Below are 19,344 nucleotides of genomic sequence, written 5' to 3'. Positions count from 1 at the left end.
TTGCCCCGCCCGATGAGCTGCCGATGCCTGAGTCAGGGGCCTGAGTTCCGGGCCCGAATTCTGGACAGTCGCTCCTCGATGCACGGCCAGCAAGCGGCCGTCAGTAGCAGCCTCGCGACATCCAGACCGCAGGTACGGTCTTGATGATGATGCGAATGTCTTCGAACATCGACCAGTTCTCGACATAGTGCCTGTCGAACGCGACGCGGCTGTCGTAGGAAACATCGTTGCGTCCGCTGACCTGCCAGAGCCCGGTCAGGCCGGGGCGCGATTTCAGGTAATAGACGGCCGAATTGCCATAGATCTCCAGCTCATCGCGCACCACGGGACGAGGCCCGACCAGGCTCATATCGCCCTGCAGGATGTTGATGATCTGCGGCAACTCATCGAGGCTGAGCTTCCTCAGCACCGCTCCGACGCGCGTGATCCGCGGGTCGTTCTTCAACTTGCGGGTCGCCATCCATTCGGCGTTGGCCTCCGGATTCGCGGCGAGATAGGCAGCAAGCACCCGCTCGCCGTCTGGAACCATGGTGCGGAACTTGAGGCACGGAAAAATCCGTCCTCCGCGGCCGATTCGGCTGTGACCATAGAAAATCGGCCCGCCATCGGAAAACCTGACAAGCAGCGCTATCATCACGAACAGCGGGCTGAGAGCGACCAGGCCGATCAGCGAACCGGCAATATCGAAGCTGCGTTTGAGCAGGCCGCCGATCGGTGGCGGAAAATCGAGGCCGGCCTGCGAAAAATCCGCATCGGCCGGCTTGGCTACGTCCCTCATGCGTAAACTCCATACGTTGAACGGATGGTTTGGCGCACGATACCAAAAAAATGTTGCAGCGCAACACACAATTTCCCAGCCGGCTGTAATAGTCGCGTCATGAACTGACTAAATAATAAACTCGTCCTGCACAAAATTTCGCCTTTATGTCGCAAAAGAGACAGATTATGGGCAATTTTGGAAAAGCTAGTCCAATTTTGGGGCTGATTTTAGGCGATTCGCTCTTTATACGCTGCTACGGAGCTTTGCCGTCATTTAGAATTTCAAAATATCGACTGATCTCATGATAAAATACTAGTCGATATTATAACTCTTACTAGAGCGAGTCGATATCCGGCAATCAGTGGTGATGCCGACGTGTGCATTGCACCATGGCAGAGTCGATCCCGAGGATTCGTTTAAAATTATTCCGCAGCTGCCCTTGCCGCCTATTGCGCGGCTCAATAGAGTTGCAAATTGTTTCTGTCGGACTATGGACAGATTGGGCTAGGCCGGAAGCAACCGGCCAGAAGCGGGCAACCTAAATAAGCTCGCAGAGTTTAAGGGAGGTGCTCGGGGTGGGCTTGTCGACATTTTTTCCCGAGCCGGTTGATGGGCTATCGGGTATGTCACTGCCAAAGTTCATTATCGGAATGTGTTTTGCGCTGGCGATCGTGATCGTCTGGTCCTATTTGGGCGGCGCCTCGCTCGGTACGACGCTTTTTCGCGTCATCGGCTGTGCCATAGTCATCCAACTCGGTTATTTTCTGCTGGTCTTTGCCATGGTCGCCAGAAATGCCCCGACCCCGGCCGACAAAATTCGCGACACAGAACGAAAGCTGAGTTCGAACGAAGCGGCCGAGGGCGAGAAACTCAGCGCCAGGAGAGGCCTTCACTGATTTCGGGCCTGGCCGTGGTCTGCGATGTCCCTGTGACCTGTGGGTCAAGCTCGCCGGTCCTCTGACGAATTGCTCGCCTCAACAACACCGGCAGTCGGCATTCCTGTTCTTTCAAATCCTTGACACTGCGGGCCTCGACGCTCTCGCTCCGCCCCACCGCCGTCCGGTCGGCGAGGATCAGCAACTGGTTTTCTGCCAGTCGAGCGCTCTGATGGAGCGTGTAGGAACGGCTCTGCCAAGCGGCGCATTTCTGGAGCCATCCCGATTGAGGCTCGCCGCCTGCCCAACCGGGCCATGACACCCAGCAAAATGAAAAACTGGACGGCGTCGATGATTTTGGCGATGCTTGCTTCGCAATTGCAGCATAGGCATTTCGGCCGATGCATTTCAGATGGGCGATGGGGCATTGAGCGGACGAGGCGAGGAAATCCGCAACGACTTCTGCAATCGAGAGGCATGTCCATGACATCATCCCAGGTCTGCGTGATCATCGCCGCCCGCAATGCGGCGCGCACAATCCCGGCTGCCATTGCATCGGCATTACGCGAGCCTGAGGTTGCGGAAGTTGTCGTCGTCGACGACGCGTCCACCGACGATACCGCGAAAGTCGCCCACGCGGCCGGCGACGGCACGGGCCGCCTTTCCGTCATCCGCTTCGACGTCAATCGCGGCCCATCCTTTGCACGCAACGCCGCGATAGCCGGTTCCAGGTCGCCGTTCATCAGCATTCTGGACGCTGATGATTTCTTTTTCGAAGGCAGGTTTCACAGACTGTTCGCCAGCACCGATTGGGATTTCGCTGCAGACAACATCATGCTTGTCAGGGACGACGCGGCAACTGATGTTTCGAAAATCGTCGCTCCACCGTTCTCGCCCGAACCGGAATTCCTCGATTTCGAGGGTTTCATCGACGCCAACATCTCCAGGCGCCGTGTGCAACGAGGGGAACTGGGCTTCCTCAAGCCACTGATCAGCCGCGCCTTCCTCGATCGGTATGGGCTGCGCTACGACGAGAAGCTGCGCTTGGGTGAAGACTATGAACTCTATGCGCGCGCGGTTGCCCATGGTGCGCGCTTCAAGGTCATCAAATCCTGTGGCTACGGCGCGATCGTGCGCGCCGATTCGCTGAGCGGACGGCACAAGACCCAGGACCTCAAGCATCTGGCCGATGCCGACCTGGCACTGCTGGCGATCGACAGTTTGCCGGAGGCATCGAAGGCTGCGCTGAGAAGGCACGAGCGGCACATCCGCGACAAATACCGGTTGCGGAAGTTTTTAGACGTCAAGGCTGAGCGCGGGCTGGCGCCGGCCGCGGCCTACGCCTTGGCCGGCCCGTCCAACCTCACAGCCGTCGTCCGCGGCGTCGCCTCCGACAAGCTGGATGCGCTGTTTCGCCGCGCTGGCCTCACCGCGAAACGTCAGCATGTGCCGCCGCTGCGCTTCCTCATGGCCGGAACCAGCACGGCTGGCGAAAGCTAGGCCCGTCAACGTGCGACGGCGGTAGCTACTCCCTTACCCTTCTGTCGGCTCGCACCGTTTCAACGAGATTCATGAGTTTACGATCTAGGTGGTTGCCTATCCGCGCAGGGAATGGCAATCTATGTTGCGGTGCAGCAATTTTGGACGGCCAACCGAACTGGCCCGAGACATCCCCTGTCGGAGGAGCTGGACGATGCAAGAAATGTCTTTCGAATGTGGACGGGCACCAAGGCCGTTCACCAGCTCGACGATGATGGGGCGCTGACTGCATGGCCTCGATCTTTCGCTTCCGATCGAGAGATCCGGCGCGCGACACGCAGACCGACACCTCGCGCCTCGATCGGTTGGCAAGGCTGCTGGACCAGATCGCGGCCGAAGTCGAGGCGGAGAAGAGCGGACTTGAGAACCGCTACAGGACAACGGCCACCAATGCCGCCTTTCTGGTCGAGGCCATGGAGAACGGAGCGGTCTCCTCTCGCAGGTCTTCAGAAGTCGGCGAACTGACCAGGTCGATCCTGAATTGCGAGCGGCGCATCGCAGCGTTGTCGCGCCAGATGCAGATGATGAAGGATCTCCGTCATTCGCTGGATGAAATCTTCGAACGGAGGCGGCAGAACGACCCCGACATAAGGAGCGATTTTGTGAAGCCTGCCGATTCCGGTACGGGCTGAGCGAACACCCCGGGTCGGCGTAATGGTTTTAGGCACAACACGGAGCTTGGGAGCGACAGAGGTCAAGATCAGGTTGTTTCGTCACGGTTCGAACGATCGCTTTGGGGGCGCACAGCACAAGGTGAGTTTGACATGAATGCAGATCCTAAAAGCACGTCCGCCCCGGCAACCCGCGGCACCCCGTTCGCGCGCCCGATCCCAGGCAAGCTGCGGCGGCTCCGTCCAGACGGCGCGTTTCTGCTGGTCGTTCTCGTCAGCCTGGTTGCGGGCCTGGTGCCCGTCCGCGCCCAGGATCTCCCAACCGCGCCGTCCTTTGTCGATGATTTCACCAGCCTCAGTCGCGCGCGCTGGTACATTTCCGACGGCTGGACTAACGGCAAGCATCAAAACTGCACCTGGTCCAAAAGCCTGATCGGGCTTTCCGACGGCATGCTGACGCTCGGTTTCGAGAAGCGAAAGCTGAAGGATCGCGAATTCGCCTGCGCCGAGATCCAGACCAAGCAGCGCTTCGGCTACGGCACCTACGAGGCGCGGATGAAGACCGACACGGGCTCCGGCGTCAACGCGGCATTCTTCAGCTTCGTCGGCGATGCCGACAAGCAGCCGCATGATGAAATCGATTTCGAGGTGCTGACCAAGGACACGTCCAAGGTCCAGGTCAACGCCTACATAGCCGGCAAAGGCAAGAACGAGAAACTGGTCGACGTCGCCGGCGGCACCGACAAGGCCTTCAACGACTACGCCTTCGTCTGGGAAAAGGACCGGCTGCGCTGGTACATCAACGGCAAGCTTGTCCACGAGATCACCGATCCGGCGAAATTGCCCACCCATTCGCAAAGGATCTATTTCAGCCTGTGGGGCAGCGATACGATGAAGGGCTGGATGGGGCCGTTCTCGGATCCCGGCCGCAAGCTCACGATGCAGGTGGATCGCGTTGCATTCACCGCACTTGGCCAGCCCTGCCAATTCCCGGAATCGCTGGCATGCAACACAAACTAGAAGCGCATCTGAACCGGCCGGGCCGAAGATGGTCCGAAGCCCGAAGCTCGAACAGGCCCGAAGCCTTGAACAGGAATGAAACCGAATGAATTTGACTGTCTTTGGAATCGGCTATGTCGGTCTTGTACAGGCAGCGGTGCTTGCCGAAGTCGGCCATCAGGTGGTCTGTGTCGACATCGATGCAAAAAAGGTCGAGCGGCTCAACCAGGGTCATGTCCCGATCTTCGAGCCGGGGCTCGAAAACATGGTCAAGGAGAACCATGCCGCCGGCCGCATCAAGTTCACCACCGACGCCGCCGCGGCGATCAGGCATGGCCAGATCCAGATGATCGCCGTCGGCACGCCGCCGGGCGAGGATGGTTCGGCCGACCTCAAATATGTGCTGGCCGTCGCCGAGGCCATCGGTCGTGAGATGGAGGAGCCCAAGATCGTCGTCGGCAAGTCGACCGTGCCCGTCGGCACCTGCGAAAGGATAAAGGCCAGGATCGCTGCAACGCTGAAGGCGCGCGGGCGCGAGGATCTGGCTTTCGACGTCGCCTCCAATCCGGAATTCCTCAAGGAAGGGTCCGCTGTAAGCGACTGCATGAAGCCCGACCGCATCATAGTCGGCACCAGCAACGAGGACACCGAGGCGGTGATGCGCGAGCTCTACGCGCCGTTCAACCGCAACCACGAAAAGATGATCGTGATGGACGTGCGCAGTGCCGAGTTCACCAAATACGCGGCCAATTGCATGCTGGCGACCAAGATCAGCTTCATGAATGAAATGGCCAACCTGGCCGAGCAACTGGGCGCCGACATCGAGGAGGTCCGCAAGGGCATCGGCAGCGACCCGCGGATCGGCTACCACTTCATCTATCCGGGCCTCGGCTATGGCGGCTCGTGCTTCCCGAAGGATGTGCGTGCCCTGATCAAGACCGCCGAGGCCGTCAAGTTCGACGCCAAGCTGCTGCGTGCCGTCGAGGAGCGCAACAACCAGCAGAAGTCGGTCCTGTTCGAGAAGGTGGACCGCTATTTCAAGGGCAATCTCAAGGGCAAGACATTTGCTCTGTGGGGCTTGGCCTTCAAACCCAATACCGACGACATGCGCGAGGCCCCGGCCCGCACGCTGATGGAAGCGCTCTGGGCCGCCGGTGCCAATGTCCAGGCCTATGATCCGGAGGCGATGCAGGAATGCCAGGCGATCTACGGGCTGCGCGACGACCTGCAACTGTGTGGCACCAAGGAGGCCGCGCTGCGAGGCGCCGACGCGCTCTTGATCGTGACCGAGTGGAAGAGCTTCAGCGCACCGTCCTTCGATGCCCTGAAGAACGCGCTAACCACGCCCGTCATCTTCGACGGACGCAACCTCTACGACCCCAAGGTCATCGCCCGCCACGGCATCGAATACCACAGCATCGGCAGAATGGCGGCGTGACGCCAGGGCGGTCCAGCAAGGAGCCAGGTCCATGAAAGTTCTGTTTGCAGGCGGCAACGGCTACACCCCGCAGTTCAGCGGTGGCGTTCAGTCGAGCACGCACCATCTGGTCGAGCAGCTGCGCGAGCACGGTCATGACGCCTCGGTTCTGGCGGCGCTGTTCGGTGACGGCATGTTCGGTTTCAAGGCGCGCGCCAAGATGAAACTGCTTCGCCAGCGTGCGGTCATCGACAGCTATCCCGGCTATCCGGTCGTGCGGGCATGGTTTCCCTGGGAGGCGGCGCGCTTCGCGGTCGAACGGCTCGATCCCGATGTCGCCGTCGTGCAGTGCCACAAATCGGTGCCGATCGGAAAGGCGCTGCAGGCGCTCGGCGTGCCACTAGTGGTCTACCTGCGGAACGTCGAATTCCACGAATTGGCCGGCGACCTGCGCGAATTGCATTCGGCGCTTTATATCGCCAACTCCGAATTCACCGCGCGCACCTATAAGGAAAAGTTCGGCATCGATTCGACCGTGATTCCACCGACCATCAATCCCGGGCTCTATAGCACGCCGACCACCGGCGAATTCGTCACGCTGATCAATCCTTACAATGAAAAAGGGTTCGAACTCGCCGTGCGCATCGCCGGCCAATGCCCCGAAATCCCGTTCCTGTTCGTCGAAAGCTGGAAGCTCGACGACGACCACCGGGCGCAGATCGAACAGATCATCGCGCCGCTGCGCAACGTCAGGCTGGAAAGCCGCACCAGCGACATGAAGACCGTCTACGGCCGCACCAAGATCCTGCTGGCGCCCAGCAAATGGGAAGAGGCCTGGGGGCGGGTGGCATCCGAGGCCCATTGCAGCGGCATTCCAGTCGTCGGGTCCCGTCGCGGTGGCCTGCCGGAAGCGATTGGCGCCGGCGGCGTGGTGCTCGACTACGACGCACCGCTCGACGACTGGGTCGCCGCGGTCAGGCGGCTATGGAGCGACAAGGCCGAGTACGACCGCCTATCGGCGGCGGCGCAGCTGTTTTCGGAGCGGCCGCAAATGAACCCCGACAGCCAGTTCGCGACTTTTCTCGGCGTTCTCGACCGCGCCAGGCAAGGCGCGCTGGAGCGTGCCGCCTGATGCATTTCGTCCAAAACCATGCATGTCGCGTAAAAGCCAGCGTTCGCGCCTGACCCGAGGGGATGGCTTGGGACAACATCACGCACAACACCAGACGCTTGAAGCGCCTCGCATGGCGGCGACGGGCATCAGCCCTCATCCGCGCGAGCCGATCGACCGGCCTCGAAAGATCGTCCATTCGATGAAGATTTGCTTCGTAGTTGATAAGTTCCCCTCTTTGTCGGAGACCTTCGTCCTCGACCAGATAGAAGGGTGCCTCGAGCGCGGCATGCAAGTCGGCGTCGTCTGCAACGAGACATCCTTCGGCAAGGACAGCAACATCGACGATCGCCGCTGGCAGGCTCTCCCTGGCAAGGTCGTCTGCTGGTGGGGCGGGCTAGGGCGCTTTCGCCCGACGCTCAGGAGATGGTCGGGCAGGTTCTGGGATAAGCTCTCGACCGCTGTCGACATCGCTTTTGCGCGCAAATTGCAGAACGCCGATGTGATCGTCGCGCATTTCGGCAATAACGGCATGCGCGTCGCCCGCGCCATGAAACGAGGCCGGATTTCCGCTCCGCTGGTGACCATATTCCACGGCCGCGATGTCGGCGAACCGCTGCATGACAACACGCTCACGCGCTACAAGGTCGTCTTCGAAAAGGGCGTTCTCCAGCTGCCGGTGAACGCGTTTTTTCGCGACGCCCTGATCGGCGTCGGCGCACCCCCCGCGCAGGTCATGGTTCACCATATGGGCGTGCGGCCCGGTGAGATCGGCTACCATTGGCGTTCCTGGGAACGGGACACACTGTCCTTCATCTCGGTCTGCCGGCTGACCGAAAAGAAGGGCATCGAATTCGCCCTTCGGGCGCTGGCCAGCCTGCCGCGGCGTGACTGGGTCTATTCGGTAATTGGCGGTGGCGAATTGCTGGAAGAGTTGAAGAAGCTCGCCGCAAATCTCGGCATTGCCGACCGGGTGACTTTCCTCGGGCCGCGTCCGCACGCCGAGGTCAAGCACCGCCTGCGAGATGCCCACGTATTCCTGCTGCCCAGCGTTGCCGCGCGAGACGGCGATCTAGAGGGTATTCCGGTGGCGCTGATGGAGGCCATGGCCGCCGGACTGATCGTGGTCAGCACCTATCACTCGGGCATCCCCGAGCTGATCGAGGATCAGGAGACAGGTTTCCTCGCACCGGAGCGAGACGTTGCGGCGTTGGCCCGCAAGCTTGTCTGGGTGGCCGAGAACCCGGACAAATGCGAACGCATCGCACGTGCGGCGCGCCGTAAGATCGAGCAGGATTTCAACGCGGACGTGCTCAACGAACGTTTTGCGCAGATCGTTGCCCAGCTGGCCGAAGCCAGGCACCCGGCATGAATGCCAACCCGCCCCCCCAGTTCGGTCGCGTCGCCCTGCGCGGCGGCGTGGTGACGATCGGCGCGCAAGGCTTCAAGATGGCGATCCAGTTTCTCTCGGTCATCGTGCTTGCGCGTCTGCTCGTGCCCGAGGATTTCGGCTTGGTGGCTTCCGTCGGGCCGATCGTGGCCTTTGTCGGACTGCTTCAAAACCTTGGCCTGCAGCAGGCCGTGGTCCAGCGCAAGGACATCAGCACCGAGCAGCTCAACCAGGTATTCTGGATCAGTGCGTTGGTGGGGCTGGGCAGTGCCGTGGTGGTTGCATGCCTCGCGCCCGCCATCGCTGCCTTCTATGGCGATCAACGCATGGTCGGGATCACCATCGGCTCTGCCTTGCCGCTGCTTCTTGGCAGTCTCGCCGCGGTGCCGCTGGCGCTGATGAACCGCCATTTGCGCTTTGGCCAGCTCGCATTGAACGATGTGATTACCGCCGCTGCCGGACTTGCGACTACCGCAGTGGCCGCCTATGCGGGGCTGGGCTATTGGTCGCTGGTCATCGGCCCGGCGGTTTCGGCTGTTGTCGCGCTCGCCGCGGCATGGCAGGTGGCGCGCTGGACGCCGTCACGGCCGGACCTGAAGGTCGATACCGACATATTATCGTTCGGCGCCAATCTGACCGGCTTCAATCTGGCCAACTTCTTCTCGCGCAATCTCGACAACATCCTGATCGGAAAATATTCGGGCGCGATCGAACTCGGCTACTATGACCGCGCCTACAAGCTCCTGCTGTTTCCGCTGCAGAACATCAACCAGCCGCTGACACGCGTGATGGTGCCGCTGCTGAGCCGCATCCATGAGGACAAGGCACGGTTTCGCGATATCTATGTGCGAACCAACTGGATGCTGGCGGCCATCACCATGCCCGGCATCGCGGCGCTGACGTTGACGTCGGACCAGGTCGTCGGGCTTCTCTTCGGCGAGCGCTGGACGGCGGTGGCGCCGATCTTCGCCTGGCTGGGCATTGCCAGCCTGATCCAGTCCGTCTCGAGCACCACCGGATGGATCTTCATCTGCCAGGGCAAGACCAAGACCATGTTCCACTGGGGCATCTACTCGTCGCTGACGACGGTCGCCGCCTTCATCATCGGATTGCACTGGGGCGCCGTCGGTGTCGCGGCGGCCTACGCGATCAGCGGCTATGTGCTGCGCGTCCCGGTACTTGCCGTTCTTGTCCACCGGGTCGGCCCGGTGACCGCAGCCGACTTCCTGGTCATGCAGGGGCTTTTCATAGCCTCGTCGCTGCTTGCCTGGTCCGTCTACCGCGAGTTGCCGGCATCGCTGACCGGCCAGTCAGACCTGCTCGCGGTGGTCCTGGCGGTTGCCCTCAATTATTCGATCGGACTGGTCCTCATGCTTGCCCTTCGCCAGTCGCGCAGCGCCCTGTTCAGCACGCTTTCCAGCGCCATGCGCAACGCCCGCTAGGCCGGCAATCACCGGCCTCAACAGCGCACCCGCCGACATCGCCGACGTATGCTCCTCAAGTACTGCCTGAAGGCTCGTCCTGCGATAGAGGTCGAGATTGGCGGTAAGTCTGCCGAGCTTCTCGCTCGCTTCCTCGGGCGTCACCGTGTCGATGTCGAGCAGCAGGTCGGCGACGCCGATCCGCTTGGCAAGTTCCTTGGTCTTGAATTCATAGGCAATCGGCAGCACCGGCGTGCCGACGCAGAGCGACATGATCATCATGTGCATGCGCGTTGCGACGACGAAGTCGAAGCCCTTCACCAGTGCCATCAGTTGCTCCGGCGTGTGGAACGAAGCGTCCACGCTGACATGCTTGGCGATCTCCGGATCGAGTTCGGCAACAATCGTCCGCGCCGTCTTGGAATCATCATGGGCGTATTCCGGCACGCCCTGGCAGGTGGAGACGAAGGTGACCTCCTTGGCGTGGTCCCTGACCAGGATGGTCGCGATCTCGCGGATCGAGTCGATGTAGCGGCGCATGCCACCCTCGCCGTCGCTGACATAGTTCCAGTGACGGACGGAAATGGCGACGCGGCCGGTGACGGTTGTCGACTGGCCGGAGGCCAGAATTTTTCCGATCCTGTCGGTGTCGGCCAGGGCAAAGACGGCGTCGGCCACGACGTGGCATTTGCCGGGGTCTTTCACCATGTCCACAATGTGGCCTCTCGAACGTTCGTCGCGCAGCAGGATGAGCGGGCTCCGGTCGAAGATCGGGCTCAACTCCTGGCGATTGTAACTTTTGTTGAACGGGCCGAGCGATTGCGTGAAGAAGACGGGGTCCTTGCCCAGAATCGCATCAATCCGGAATTGATTGAGCCGCCGCTCCAGATTGTAGGTCTCGACGAGATAGGTTCCGCCTGTCGTGACCACGAGGTCGGCGTCTCTGTAGATGTCGAGACCACGGCGATTGCTTGGGCTGAAAAAACGCCCGAGAACGCCGGTGCCGAACCGCCGCAGGGCAGTGAGCACGAGCCGATTGTAGAGCGGCTTGAACAGGTTCTTCAGTCCGCTGCCGTATTTGTAGCGGAACAGCGATTCCGACAGCAGCTTGTGGAATGCGAGATCCGGATAGTCCTTCTTCGTGTAGAGCCTCGCCGCCACCTCCGGCTGGCTGTCGAAGACGTAGAACTGGATATCTTCTTGCACGATCGTCTTGAAAACATGGCGGATCGCCAGGAGGATCGCTGCATCCCCGGTATTCAGGCAGACGGTGTTTTCAACCGCGATCTTCATGGAATGACCTCATTTCGTGAGTAGTCCCGTGCTTCCATCGACGGGTGCGAAGGGGGCGGATTGCAGGCGGGTTGGCCGAAAATGCTGCACGCCAACGATGGTCCTCGCGTCGTGATTATTGGCGCGCAGCCCGATGGCAGGCCAACGCGCGGTCCATGCGGCCCAAGCAGAGCGAGATTAACCCATCGATTTTGCAGTGCAACAAAAAATGTGGATCTTTGCTACGCTGCAACCAAAAATGTTGCGATGCAGCAAGAGCTGTACTAGCATCGTAGCGGGCGGGCCAACAGCGGTCGAGTTTTCATGCTGCATGTCTTGTACTTGGTACACGACGTCTCCGACCCGGCAGTGCGCCGGCGGATCATAATGCTCAAGGCAGGCGGCGCCCAGGTTACGCTGGCCGGCTTTCGTCGTACGGCAAGCGCAGTTGCTGATGTCGAGGGCTTGCAGCCGATCGATCTCGGCCCGACTCGTGATGGCCGATTCGCCCAACGTCTGGCCGCGATCATGAAGGCGGTGGTCTCGACCGGCTCGAAGCTGGGCTCAATGCCACGGCCCGACCTCATTATCGCGCGCAATCTGGAAATGCTGGCGCTTGCCCGCCGCGCGAGGTCGGCCTTCCAGGCAACGGTGCCGATCGTCTACGAGTGCCTGGACATTCATCGCCTGCTGCTTCGCGACGATCCGCTGGGCTGGGCGATGCGCGGCGCAGAACGCTTCCTGGCCAGGGATGTGAAGCTTCTGGTGACCAGCTCTCCGGCCTTCATCGCCAACTATTTCAAGCCGTTCGGACAGATTGCCGCCCCGGTCGAACTGCTCGAAAACAAGTATTTCGAGCCGGCCGCGCCCCCGCTGGATGACCGGGCGGCGCCGGAGAACCCCGTTGCGCCGCCTTGGCGGATCGGCTGGTTCGGGGCGCTCCGCTGCCGCCGTTCCCTGGAGCTTCTGGCCGACTTCTCGCGCCGCCTCGACGGCCGCTTTGAAATCGTCCTCAGGGGCCGGCCGGCGCTGTCCGAATTTCCCGATTTCCACGGTTTCGTCGAATCGGAGCCCTGGCTCTCGTTTGGCGGTCCCTACCGCAATCCCGAGGATATGGCGGCGATCTACCGCGAGGTTCACTTTTCCTGGGCCATCGACTTTTTTGAGCAGGGCCTGAACTCCGAATGGCTATTGCCCAACCGGCTTTATGAGGGCTGCCGCTTCGGAGCCGTGCCGATTTCGATGGGAGCCACCGAAACCGGCCGATTCCTCGACCGGCAAGGCATTGGGGTTCTTTTGCCAGAAGCCACGCCCGAGGCGCTCGAAGCCGCCGTCGGCACGATTGAGCAGCATCGGTTCGAGACATTGAAGGCGCGTGTTCTCGCCCGCAATCCGCGCACCTGGAGCTACGACCGCGCCGATTGCCGGGCGCTCGTCGAAAAGCTCCGCGGGCTGACTGCGGCTCCCGGTCCATATGCTGCCGAAGCATTGGCATAGAAGGACTGCCGATGACGCAAACCGACATTCCATCCTGCATGATCGTGGTTCCGTGCCTGAACGAAGCGGCCCATATCGGCACGTTGCTTCGAGAGCTCCGCCCTGTGGCCGAGAGGCTGGGCGCCGTGATCATCGTTGCCGATGGCGGCAGCACGGACGGCACCAGGACGATCGTCGCGGACATCGCCGCAAAAGATCAGCGGGTGATCCTGCTGCACAATGAAAAGCGCTTGCAGAGCGCGGCGATCAATCTCGCCGTCGCCAGACTCGGGAACGGCGTCGACTATCTCATTCGCATCGACGCGCATGGCGGCTATCCCGCGGATTATTGCGACCGGCTGGTCGAAGAAGCGCAGGCCACCGGCGCGGATTCGGTCGTCGTCTCGATGCTGACCAGTGGCAGCGGCATGGTGCAGAAAGCAGCGGCGGCGGCGCAGAACTCCAGGCTCGGCACCGGCGGCTCCAAGCACCGGCACCTTTCGGCGGGGGAATGGGTCGATCATGGCCACCATGCGCTGATGCGGATATCGGCCTTCACCGCGGTCGGCGGCTATGACGAGACGTTCAGCCACAATGAGGATGCCGAACTCGACTATCGGCTCCGCCAGGCCGGCTACCGCATCTGGATGACCGGCAAGACGCAAATGATCTACTACCCGCGCTCCTCGCTGAAGGGCCTCTATTTTCAGTATCTCGGCTATGGCCGTGGCCGGGCGAGGAACGTTCTCAAGCACCGCATGATCCCGAAGATCCGGCAGATGGTGCCGCTTCTGGTGTTCCCCGTGGTTCTTCTCGCCGCCTTTTCCTTCGTCCACTGGCTGGCGGCCGTGCCGTTTTTGCTATGGGCGTCGGTCTGCCTCGGCTACGGCTTTTGGACCGCCGTCAGCCAGCGCAAAGCCGACATTGCGCTTGCCGGGGTCTCGGCAATGGTCATGCATTTCGGCTGGTCGGTCGGTTTCTGGCTGCAACTGCTCGCACCGCGACCGCAGCGCGGGGTAGCGTGATGGACCCGGTCAGGAAAAATCGAAGCATCGATATCTGCGTCTGCACATTTCGCCGGCCGGAGCTTGCCGACACGCTTAGCTCCATAGCGGCCATGGATATGCCCACGGGGTTCGACGTCGGTGTCATCATCGCGGACAACGACGATACGCCGACGGCTGAAACGCTGGTCGCCAAGCTGGCGGGGGAGTTGAAGCTGCCGGTGACCTACCGGCACGCTCCGGCCCGCAACATCTCGATCGCGCGCAACGCCTGCCTCGATGCCAGTGCGGCGGATTTCGTCGCCTTTATCGATGACGACGAGATAGCTACCGCTGGCTGGCTTGCCGAACTGGTTGCGACGGCGGAAGCAACTGGTGCTGCGACGGTGCTTGGGCCGGTGCAAGCCCGTTACCTGCCGGATGCGCCCGCCTGGATGCGCAAAGGTGATTTCCACTCGACCTTGCCGGTCTGGTTGAGCGGCGAGATCCGCACCGGCTACACCTGCAACGTCCTGCTCAGGATTGGTGCTGAGAGCCTGCGCGGCCGGCGCTTCAGCCTGGCACGTGGCCAGACCGGCGGCGAAGACACGGAATTCTTCGACCAGATGGTCAAGGCCGGCGGCCGCATCGCCTTTTCGCCGGAGGCTCGGGTCGACGAAGCGGTGCCACCTGCCAGGGCGGCATTCGACTGGCTCGGCCGCCGCCGGTTCCGCGTCGGGCAGACGCACGGTCATCTTCTGGGGCGCAACGCACACGGCCTTGCCCGGCTCAAGCAAGTCGGAATTGCCGCGGCAAAGGCCGGCTACAGTTTCCTGTCGGCAATTCCGGTCGCCATCGACCCCGTACGCCGGAACCGCAGCCTGCTTCGCGGCATTATGCATGTCGGCGTCGTCAGCGGCCTCGTCGGGGTTCGTGAAATCCGCCAATACGGCCTGTCTTCGCCGCAGCAAGGGGGCAAGCGTGCAGCCTGACGTGAGCTTCGTGATTGCCGCCTACAATGCCGAGGCGACCATCGATCGGGCGATTGCCAGCGCCGTCGCCCAGCGCAATGTCAGCGTCGAGGTCATCGTCGTCGACGACAAGTCGCGCGACCGGACGCTCGACCTGGCGAGATCCTATCCCGAAGACATCGTACGCGTTGTCGCGCTTGAGCAAAACAGTGGCCCCGGTGGCGCCAGGAATGCCGGCCTTGAGCTTGCTCGCGGCAGGTGGGTCGCGGTCCTAGATTCGGACGACGCGGTCTATCCCGGGCGAATCTGCACCATGATCGAACGCGCGGAGAAAGCGGGCGCCGAGATCGCGGTCGATAATCTGCAGGTCGTTCGCGAGGATGGCGTTGCCGAAGAGACGATGTTCCCGGCCGACTATCTGGAAGGGCTCGGTGAAATCTCGCTGGCGGATTTCATCGGCGGCAACGTCCTCTTCGAATCGAGGTTCAATCTCGGCTATCTCAAGCCGATCTTCCAGCGCCGGTTCCTGAACGAGAACGGGCTTCGCTACGATGAAAGCCTGATCATTGGCGAAGACTATATCCTCCTGGCCAGTGCTCTGGCCAAAGGCGGCAAATGCGTGGTCGAGCCGACGACGGGCTATATCTACCACATTCGCACGGGTTCCATCTCCCGGGTGCTCGAACTTCATCACGTCGAGGCGATGCGCAGGGCCGATGCCACCTTCGCCGCGACCCATTCCATGGATGCTGCGGCCGAGGTGGCGTTCGCCAGGCGCGCTCGCAGCCTGCGCCGGGCGGCATCATTCCTGTCGCTGGTTCAGCACATCAAGGCGCGATCGCCGCTCAAGGCGATATGGACGGCGCTCAGCGATCCGGCGGCGGTTCGGCATATGGGCATGCCGATCGCCGTCCGGCTGCGAAGGGTAGCGGCACAGTTTGCCGTGGTGGCGGGGAGGTGAAGGGCTGCAGGCGAATGGATGAAGACAGTTTTCGCCGCCTGCGACAGGTTGAAATCGATCTCCTCAGAAGGAACATGCAATGAAAAAAGTCAGGAAGGCAGTCATACCGGTGGCGGGGCTTGGAACGCGGTTCCTGCCGGCGACCAAGTCCATGCCGAAGGAAATGCTGCCGGTGGTCGACAGGCCTGTCGTGCAATATGCGGTTGACGAGGCGTTTGAGGCCGGCATCGAGCACATCGTTTTCGTCACCGGCCGCAACAAGGCGGTGATCGAAGACTATTTCGACCTGCATCCTGAACTGATCGGAACCCTGGAGCAGAGCGGCAAGAAGGCGCAACTCGAATCGCTTGAAAGCCTGCTTCCCGTCGCCGGCGCGACGAGCTTCATCCGCCAGCAGTCGCCGCAAGGCCTCGGCCATGCCGTCTGGTGCGCGCGCGAAGTCATCGGTGACGAACCCTTCGCATTGCTTTTGCCGGACATGGTGTCCTTCGGCGGGCGCGGGTGTCTCGCCGAGGTCGCCGATCTTTATGCGCAGACTGGCGCAAACGTTATCGCCGTCGAGCGGTGCGATCCGACCGAGACCAGCAAATACGGCATTGTCGGGCGCGGCGCGGATGTCGGTACGGGCTTCGAGGTGACGGCCATGGTCGAAAAGCCGGCTCCTGCCAATGCGCCGTCGAACTTCTACATCAACGGCCGCTACATCCTGCAGCCCGAGATATTCTCGCTGTTGGCCAGCCAGCAACGGGGCGCCGGCAACGAGATCCAGCTGACCGACGCAATGGTGCGTCTCGCACAGACCCAGGCCTTCTTCGCCCAGCCTTTCGACGGCCGCATGTTCGACTGCGGCTCGAAGGAGGGCTTCATCCAGGCCAACGTGGCTTTCGCGCTGGCGCGGGAGGATATGAAGGGCCCGATCTTCGAGATGCTGCAGGAATTCGTCCGGTCGCATCAGCGTCGGGAAGAAGCCGCATAATGTCCATTTTTTTGAGGCATTGTGTGTGCGGCTGATGACGCAGGACAGGCCGTTGCGCCGCGCGTAACGCGCACTGTCCGGCGCAAGGTTTGCACCCTATGTCCCGACCTTCGAGGCGGTAGCGCCTGCAAACTAGAATTGGACCGAAGATGAACTATGCCAATTTTCCTGTCGACAAGAGGACGCCGTTGCCGGCTTCAAATGCGGCAAACGCCGAAGACTTCATCGACATCGAGCGCCTGCTTGGCATGGCCGCGCGGCAGGCGAAAGTGGTTGCCGCCTGCGCCGTCATCGGTCTCTTTCTCGGCGTGCTCTATTTGCAGACGACGCCTCCTACCTATGTGGCGACGAGCAGCGTGCTGATCGACGAAGGATTGAACAAGGTCGTCGACGACATTTCGGCGGCGTCGGTCAGCATGCAGACCGACTCCGCCGTTCTAAGCCAGATCGAAATTTTGCAGTCGGCCAGGCTGGCGGGGGTGGTCGTCGACAAGCTGAAGCTCGATCAGAACGACGCTTTCATGAACCCTCCGACATCGGCCATTTCGAAGGTCGCAAGCTTTGTGCGCGGTATCATCCAGTCGGTCCGCCCCAAGCGCGCCGCTAGCACAACCGATGTCACTCAGCTTGATCCTGCGACGCGTGACGCGATCACCGCATCGTCGTCGCCCCGCGACTACGCAATCTTCAAGCTGCAGAACCAACTCGACGCCGAGCGGATCGGCCGAAGCTTTGTCATCAGCATCTCCTTCCAGGCGACGGATCCGGCGCTTGCGACCGCCATCACCAAGGCCTATGCCGATGCCTATCTCGCCGATCAGCTCGATGCCAGCTTCGACGCGACCGAACGGGCGGCGGTCTGGCTGCAAGGCCGGCTGACCGAGCTCCGCGAGAGCTCCCAGGCGGCCGCATTGGCGGTCGAAAAGTTCAGGGCCGAACATGGACTGGCTGTCAATGACGGCCAGTTGATCAGCGACAAGCAATTGTCCGATCTCAACACCCAGCTGATCGTCGCGCAGGCCGATACCGCACGTGCCGGCGCCCGCTATCAGCAGTACAAGTCGATCGTCGAAAGCGGCTCGGACAATGCGTTCAAGGACGCTGCGATATCGAATGACCAGCCGAGCAGCTCGGTCATCACGACGCTGAAGAACCGCTATCTCACCGTCGCCAAGCGGCAGCAGGACGTCGAAGCCAATTTCGGCCCGCAACATCCGCAGGCCGTCGCGCTCGCCAAGGAGAAGGCCGACATATCCGCGCAGATTTTCGGCGAGCTGAAGCAACTGACCGAAAGCTACCGCAACGAATACGAGGTCGCTCTGGCGCGCGAAACCGCGCTCCGCGCAAATGTCGCCTTGGCGGCTGGCAAGAGCTCCATCGACAACCAGTCGCAGGTCAAGCTGCGTGAGCTGGACCAGAAGGCGACGGCGCTGTCGACGCTCTACCAGACGTTCCTGAACCGCTATGAGGAGGCCGCCCAGCAGCAATCCTTCCCAGTCGGCAAGATCCGGGTCATCTCGGACGCGACGATGCCGCAGTCGGCCGCAACCCCGCGCACGGCTATCGTGCTGGGGCTTTCGCTGGCGCTTGGCATAATGATGGGAGCAGGGGTTGGTGGCCTGAATGAATTCAGGGAACGCTTCTTCAGGACCGGCGAGGATGTGCGCGACCGCGTCGGCCTCAAATTCCTCGGCTACCTGCCGGTCATCGGCAAGGCTGGCAAGGACGACCAGCGCGACGGAGGTCAGCCCGACGTCAAGGTCGTCGAATCCAGGACCGCCAAGTCCTCCAAATCCCAGCCCTCCAAAACATTGTCGGCAGCCGAAAAACGTGCGCGCATGCGAGTAACCGTCGATGCGCCGGCATCGATGTTCTCCGAGACGCTGCGCAACGCAAAGATTGCCTTCGACGTCGTGATTGAAGGCCAGGGCAGCCGGGTCATCGGTGTGGTCTCGGTGCTTCCCGGCGAAGGCAAGTCGACGGTGGCGGCCAATCTTGCCGGACTGCTTGCCGCCAACGGATCGAAAACGCTGCTGATCGACGGCGACCTGCGCAATCCCGGCCTCAGCCGCAGCCTTGGCATGGAGGCCGAGCAGGGCCTGATGGAAGCGGTGGTGAGCGGGCAGACCTGGCAATCGGTCGGCAAGATCGATCGGCAGACCAAGCTGGCGATCATCCCGGCCGTCCTACGTGGCCAGTTTTCGCATACAAGCGAGCTTCTGTCTTCAGCCGGCATGCGCCGCTTCATCGACAACGCCAAGGAAACCTTCGAATACATCATCGTCGATCTGCCGCCACTCGGGCCTGTCGTCGACGCCAAGGCCTTCGCTCCGCTTGTCGACGGCTTCGTGCTGGTCACCGAGTGGGGACGCACGCCGCGTGCGATGGTGCAATCCGTGCTCAGCTCGGAGCCCTACATCGCCAAGAAGATCATTGGCGCGGTGCTGAACAAGGTCGAACTGAAGAAACTGCCCAAGTATGGCGCGATCGGCGGCTCGGAAAAATTCTTCGACAAATATTCGAGCTACTATCTGGAAAAATCGGAAGCACGCACCAAGGCAGCCGCCTGAGCGACGATATCG

At 61.6% G+C, this 19,344-nt stretch carries 16 protein-coding genes and 1 pseudogene; 14 read left to right on the top strand and 3 right to left on the bottom strand.

Features of this window, described 5'->3' with window-relative positions:
• Positions 1-100 precede the first annotated feature (100 nt).
• A complete protein-coding gene (locus AC0L2Y_RS16025; RefSeq protein WP_352487956.1) occupies positions 101-778 on the bottom strand; it encodes a sugar transferase in 678 nt (225 codons plus the stop codon).
• Positions 779-1,326: 548 nt separating this feature from the next.
• Here AC0L2Y_RS16025 and AC0L2Y_RS16020 point away from each other — a divergent pair.
• Positions 1,327-1,656: an exopolysaccharide production repressor exox gene (locus AC0L2Y_RS16020; protein ID WP_352565230.1), complete on the top strand. Its 330-nt coding sequence runs from the start codon at positions 1,327-1,329 to the stop codon at positions 1,654-1,656.
• Here AC0L2Y_RS16020 and AC0L2Y_RS16015 read toward each other — a convergent pair.
• Entirely contained in the window at positions 1,631-2,128 is a 498-nt protein-coding gene (locus AC0L2Y_RS16015; RefSeq protein ID WP_473557624.1) for a hypothetical protein, read from the bottom strand. The genes AC0L2Y_RS16020 and AC0L2Y_RS16015 overlap by 26 nt on opposite strands.
• On the opposite strand from AC0L2Y_RS16015, the gene AC0L2Y_RS16010 reads away from it, so the two are divergent.
• The 7 genes from AC0L2Y_RS16010 (at position 2,113) to AC0L2Y_RS15980 (ending at position 10,144) form a co-directional block, all read left to right on the top strand.
• Entirely contained in the window at positions 2,113-3,135 is a 1,023-nt protein-coding gene (locus AC0L2Y_RS16010) for a glycosyltransferase family 2 protein (RefSeq protein WP_473557622.1), read from the top strand. The two genes, AC0L2Y_RS16015 and AC0L2Y_RS16010, sit on opposite strands and share 16 nt — an antisense overlap.
• A 269-nt stretch (positions 3,136-3,404) precedes the next feature.
• Complete coding sequence (locus tag AC0L2Y_RS16005; RefSeq protein WP_473557620.1) at positions 3,405-3,806, top strand: hypothetical protein; 402 nt, start codon at positions 3,405-3,407, stop codon at positions 3,804-3,806.
• A gap of 132 nt (positions 3,807-3,938) precedes the next feature.
• Positions 3,939-4,805, top strand: coding sequence for an endo-1,3-1,4-beta-glycanase ExoK (gene exoK, locus AC0L2Y_RS16000; RefSeq protein WP_473557617.1), 867 nt, complete (start codon positions 3,939-3,941; stop codon positions 4,803-4,805).
• A gap of 85 nt (positions 4,806-4,890) precedes the next feature.
• Positions 4,891-6,222 (top strand): UDP-glucose dehydrogenase family protein, encoded by a 1,332-nt coding sequence (locus AC0L2Y_RS15995; protein ID WP_473557615.1) that lies wholly within the window; start codon positions 4,891-4,893, stop codon positions 6,220-6,222.
• 31 nt (positions 6,223-6,253) lie between these two features.
• Positions 6,254-7,333, top strand: a complete 1,080-nt coding sequence (locus tag AC0L2Y_RS15990) for a glycosyltransferase (protein ID WP_352487965.1) — start codon at positions 6,254-6,256, stop codon at positions 7,331-7,333.
• Between the two features lie 112 nt (positions 7,334-7,445).
• The gene (locus AC0L2Y_RS15985; RefSeq protein ID WP_473557613.1) at positions 7,446-8,684 is read left to right on the top strand and encodes a glycosyltransferase; all 1,239 of its coding nucleotides are present in this window, start codon (positions 7,446-7,448) and stop codon (positions 8,682-8,684) included.
• Entirely contained in the window at positions 8,681-10,144 is a 1,464-nt protein-coding gene (locus AC0L2Y_RS15980) for a lipopolysaccharide biosynthesis protein (protein ID WP_473557610.1), read from the top strand. Before AC0L2Y_RS15985 ends, AC0L2Y_RS15980 begins: the two co-directional genes overlap by 4 nt.
• Positions 10,145-10,366: 222 nt before the next feature.
• Here AC0L2Y_RS15980 and AC0L2Y_RS15975 read toward each other — a convergent pair.
• A pseudogene (locus AC0L2Y_RS15975) lies at positions 10,367-11,416 on the bottom strand (polysaccharide pyruvyl transferase family protein); the annotation flags it as partial.
• A 303-nt stretch (positions 11,417-11,719) separates the two neighbouring features.
• Here AC0L2Y_RS15975 and AC0L2Y_RS15970 point away from each other — a divergent pair.
• From AC0L2Y_RS15970 to AC0L2Y_RS15945, 6 genes are all read left to right on the top strand, one after another.
• Positions 11,720-12,892 (top strand): glycosyltransferase family protein, encoded by a 1,173-nt coding sequence (locus AC0L2Y_RS15970; protein ID WP_473557608.1) that lies wholly within the window; start codon positions 11,720-11,722, stop codon positions 12,890-12,892.
• A gap of 11 nt (positions 12,893-12,903) precedes the next feature.
• A complete protein-coding gene (locus AC0L2Y_RS15965) occupies positions 12,904-13,896 on the top strand; it encodes a glycosyltransferase family 2 protein (RefSeq protein ID WP_473557605.1) in 993 nt (330 codons plus the stop codon).
• Entirely contained in the window at positions 13,896-14,846 is a 951-nt protein-coding gene (locus AC0L2Y_RS15960; protein WP_473557603.1) for a glycosyltransferase family 2 protein, read from the top strand. Before AC0L2Y_RS15965 ends, AC0L2Y_RS15960 begins: the two co-directional genes overlap by 1 nt.
• Positions 14,836-15,786 carry a glycosyltransferase family 2 protein gene (locus tag AC0L2Y_RS15955; protein ID WP_473557600.1) on the top strand — a complete coding sequence of 317 codons (951 nt, stop codon included), beginning with the start codon at positions 14,836-14,838 and terminating at the stop codon, positions 15,784-15,786. The genes AC0L2Y_RS15960 and AC0L2Y_RS15955 overlap by 11 nt, the downstream gene beginning before the upstream one ends.
• A 79-nt stretch (positions 15,787-15,865) precedes the next feature.
• The gene (locus tag AC0L2Y_RS15950; protein ID WP_023676320.1) at positions 15,866-16,762 is read left to right on the top strand and encodes a UTP--glucose-1-phosphate uridylyltransferase; all 897 of its coding nucleotides are present in this window, start codon (positions 15,866-15,868) and stop codon (positions 16,760-16,762) included.
• 149 nt (positions 16,763-16,911) lie between these two features.
• Positions 16,912-19,332, top strand: coding sequence for a polysaccharide biosynthesis tyrosine autokinase (locus AC0L2Y_RS15945; protein WP_473557597.1), 2,421 nt, complete (start codon positions 16,912-16,914; stop codon positions 19,330-19,332).
• Positions 19,333-19,344 lie beyond the last annotated feature (12 nt).

It is taken from the genome of Mesorhizobium sp. WSM4830 (assembly GCF_055811495.1).
This window is presented reverse-complemented; position numbering and strand designations above follow the sequence as displayed.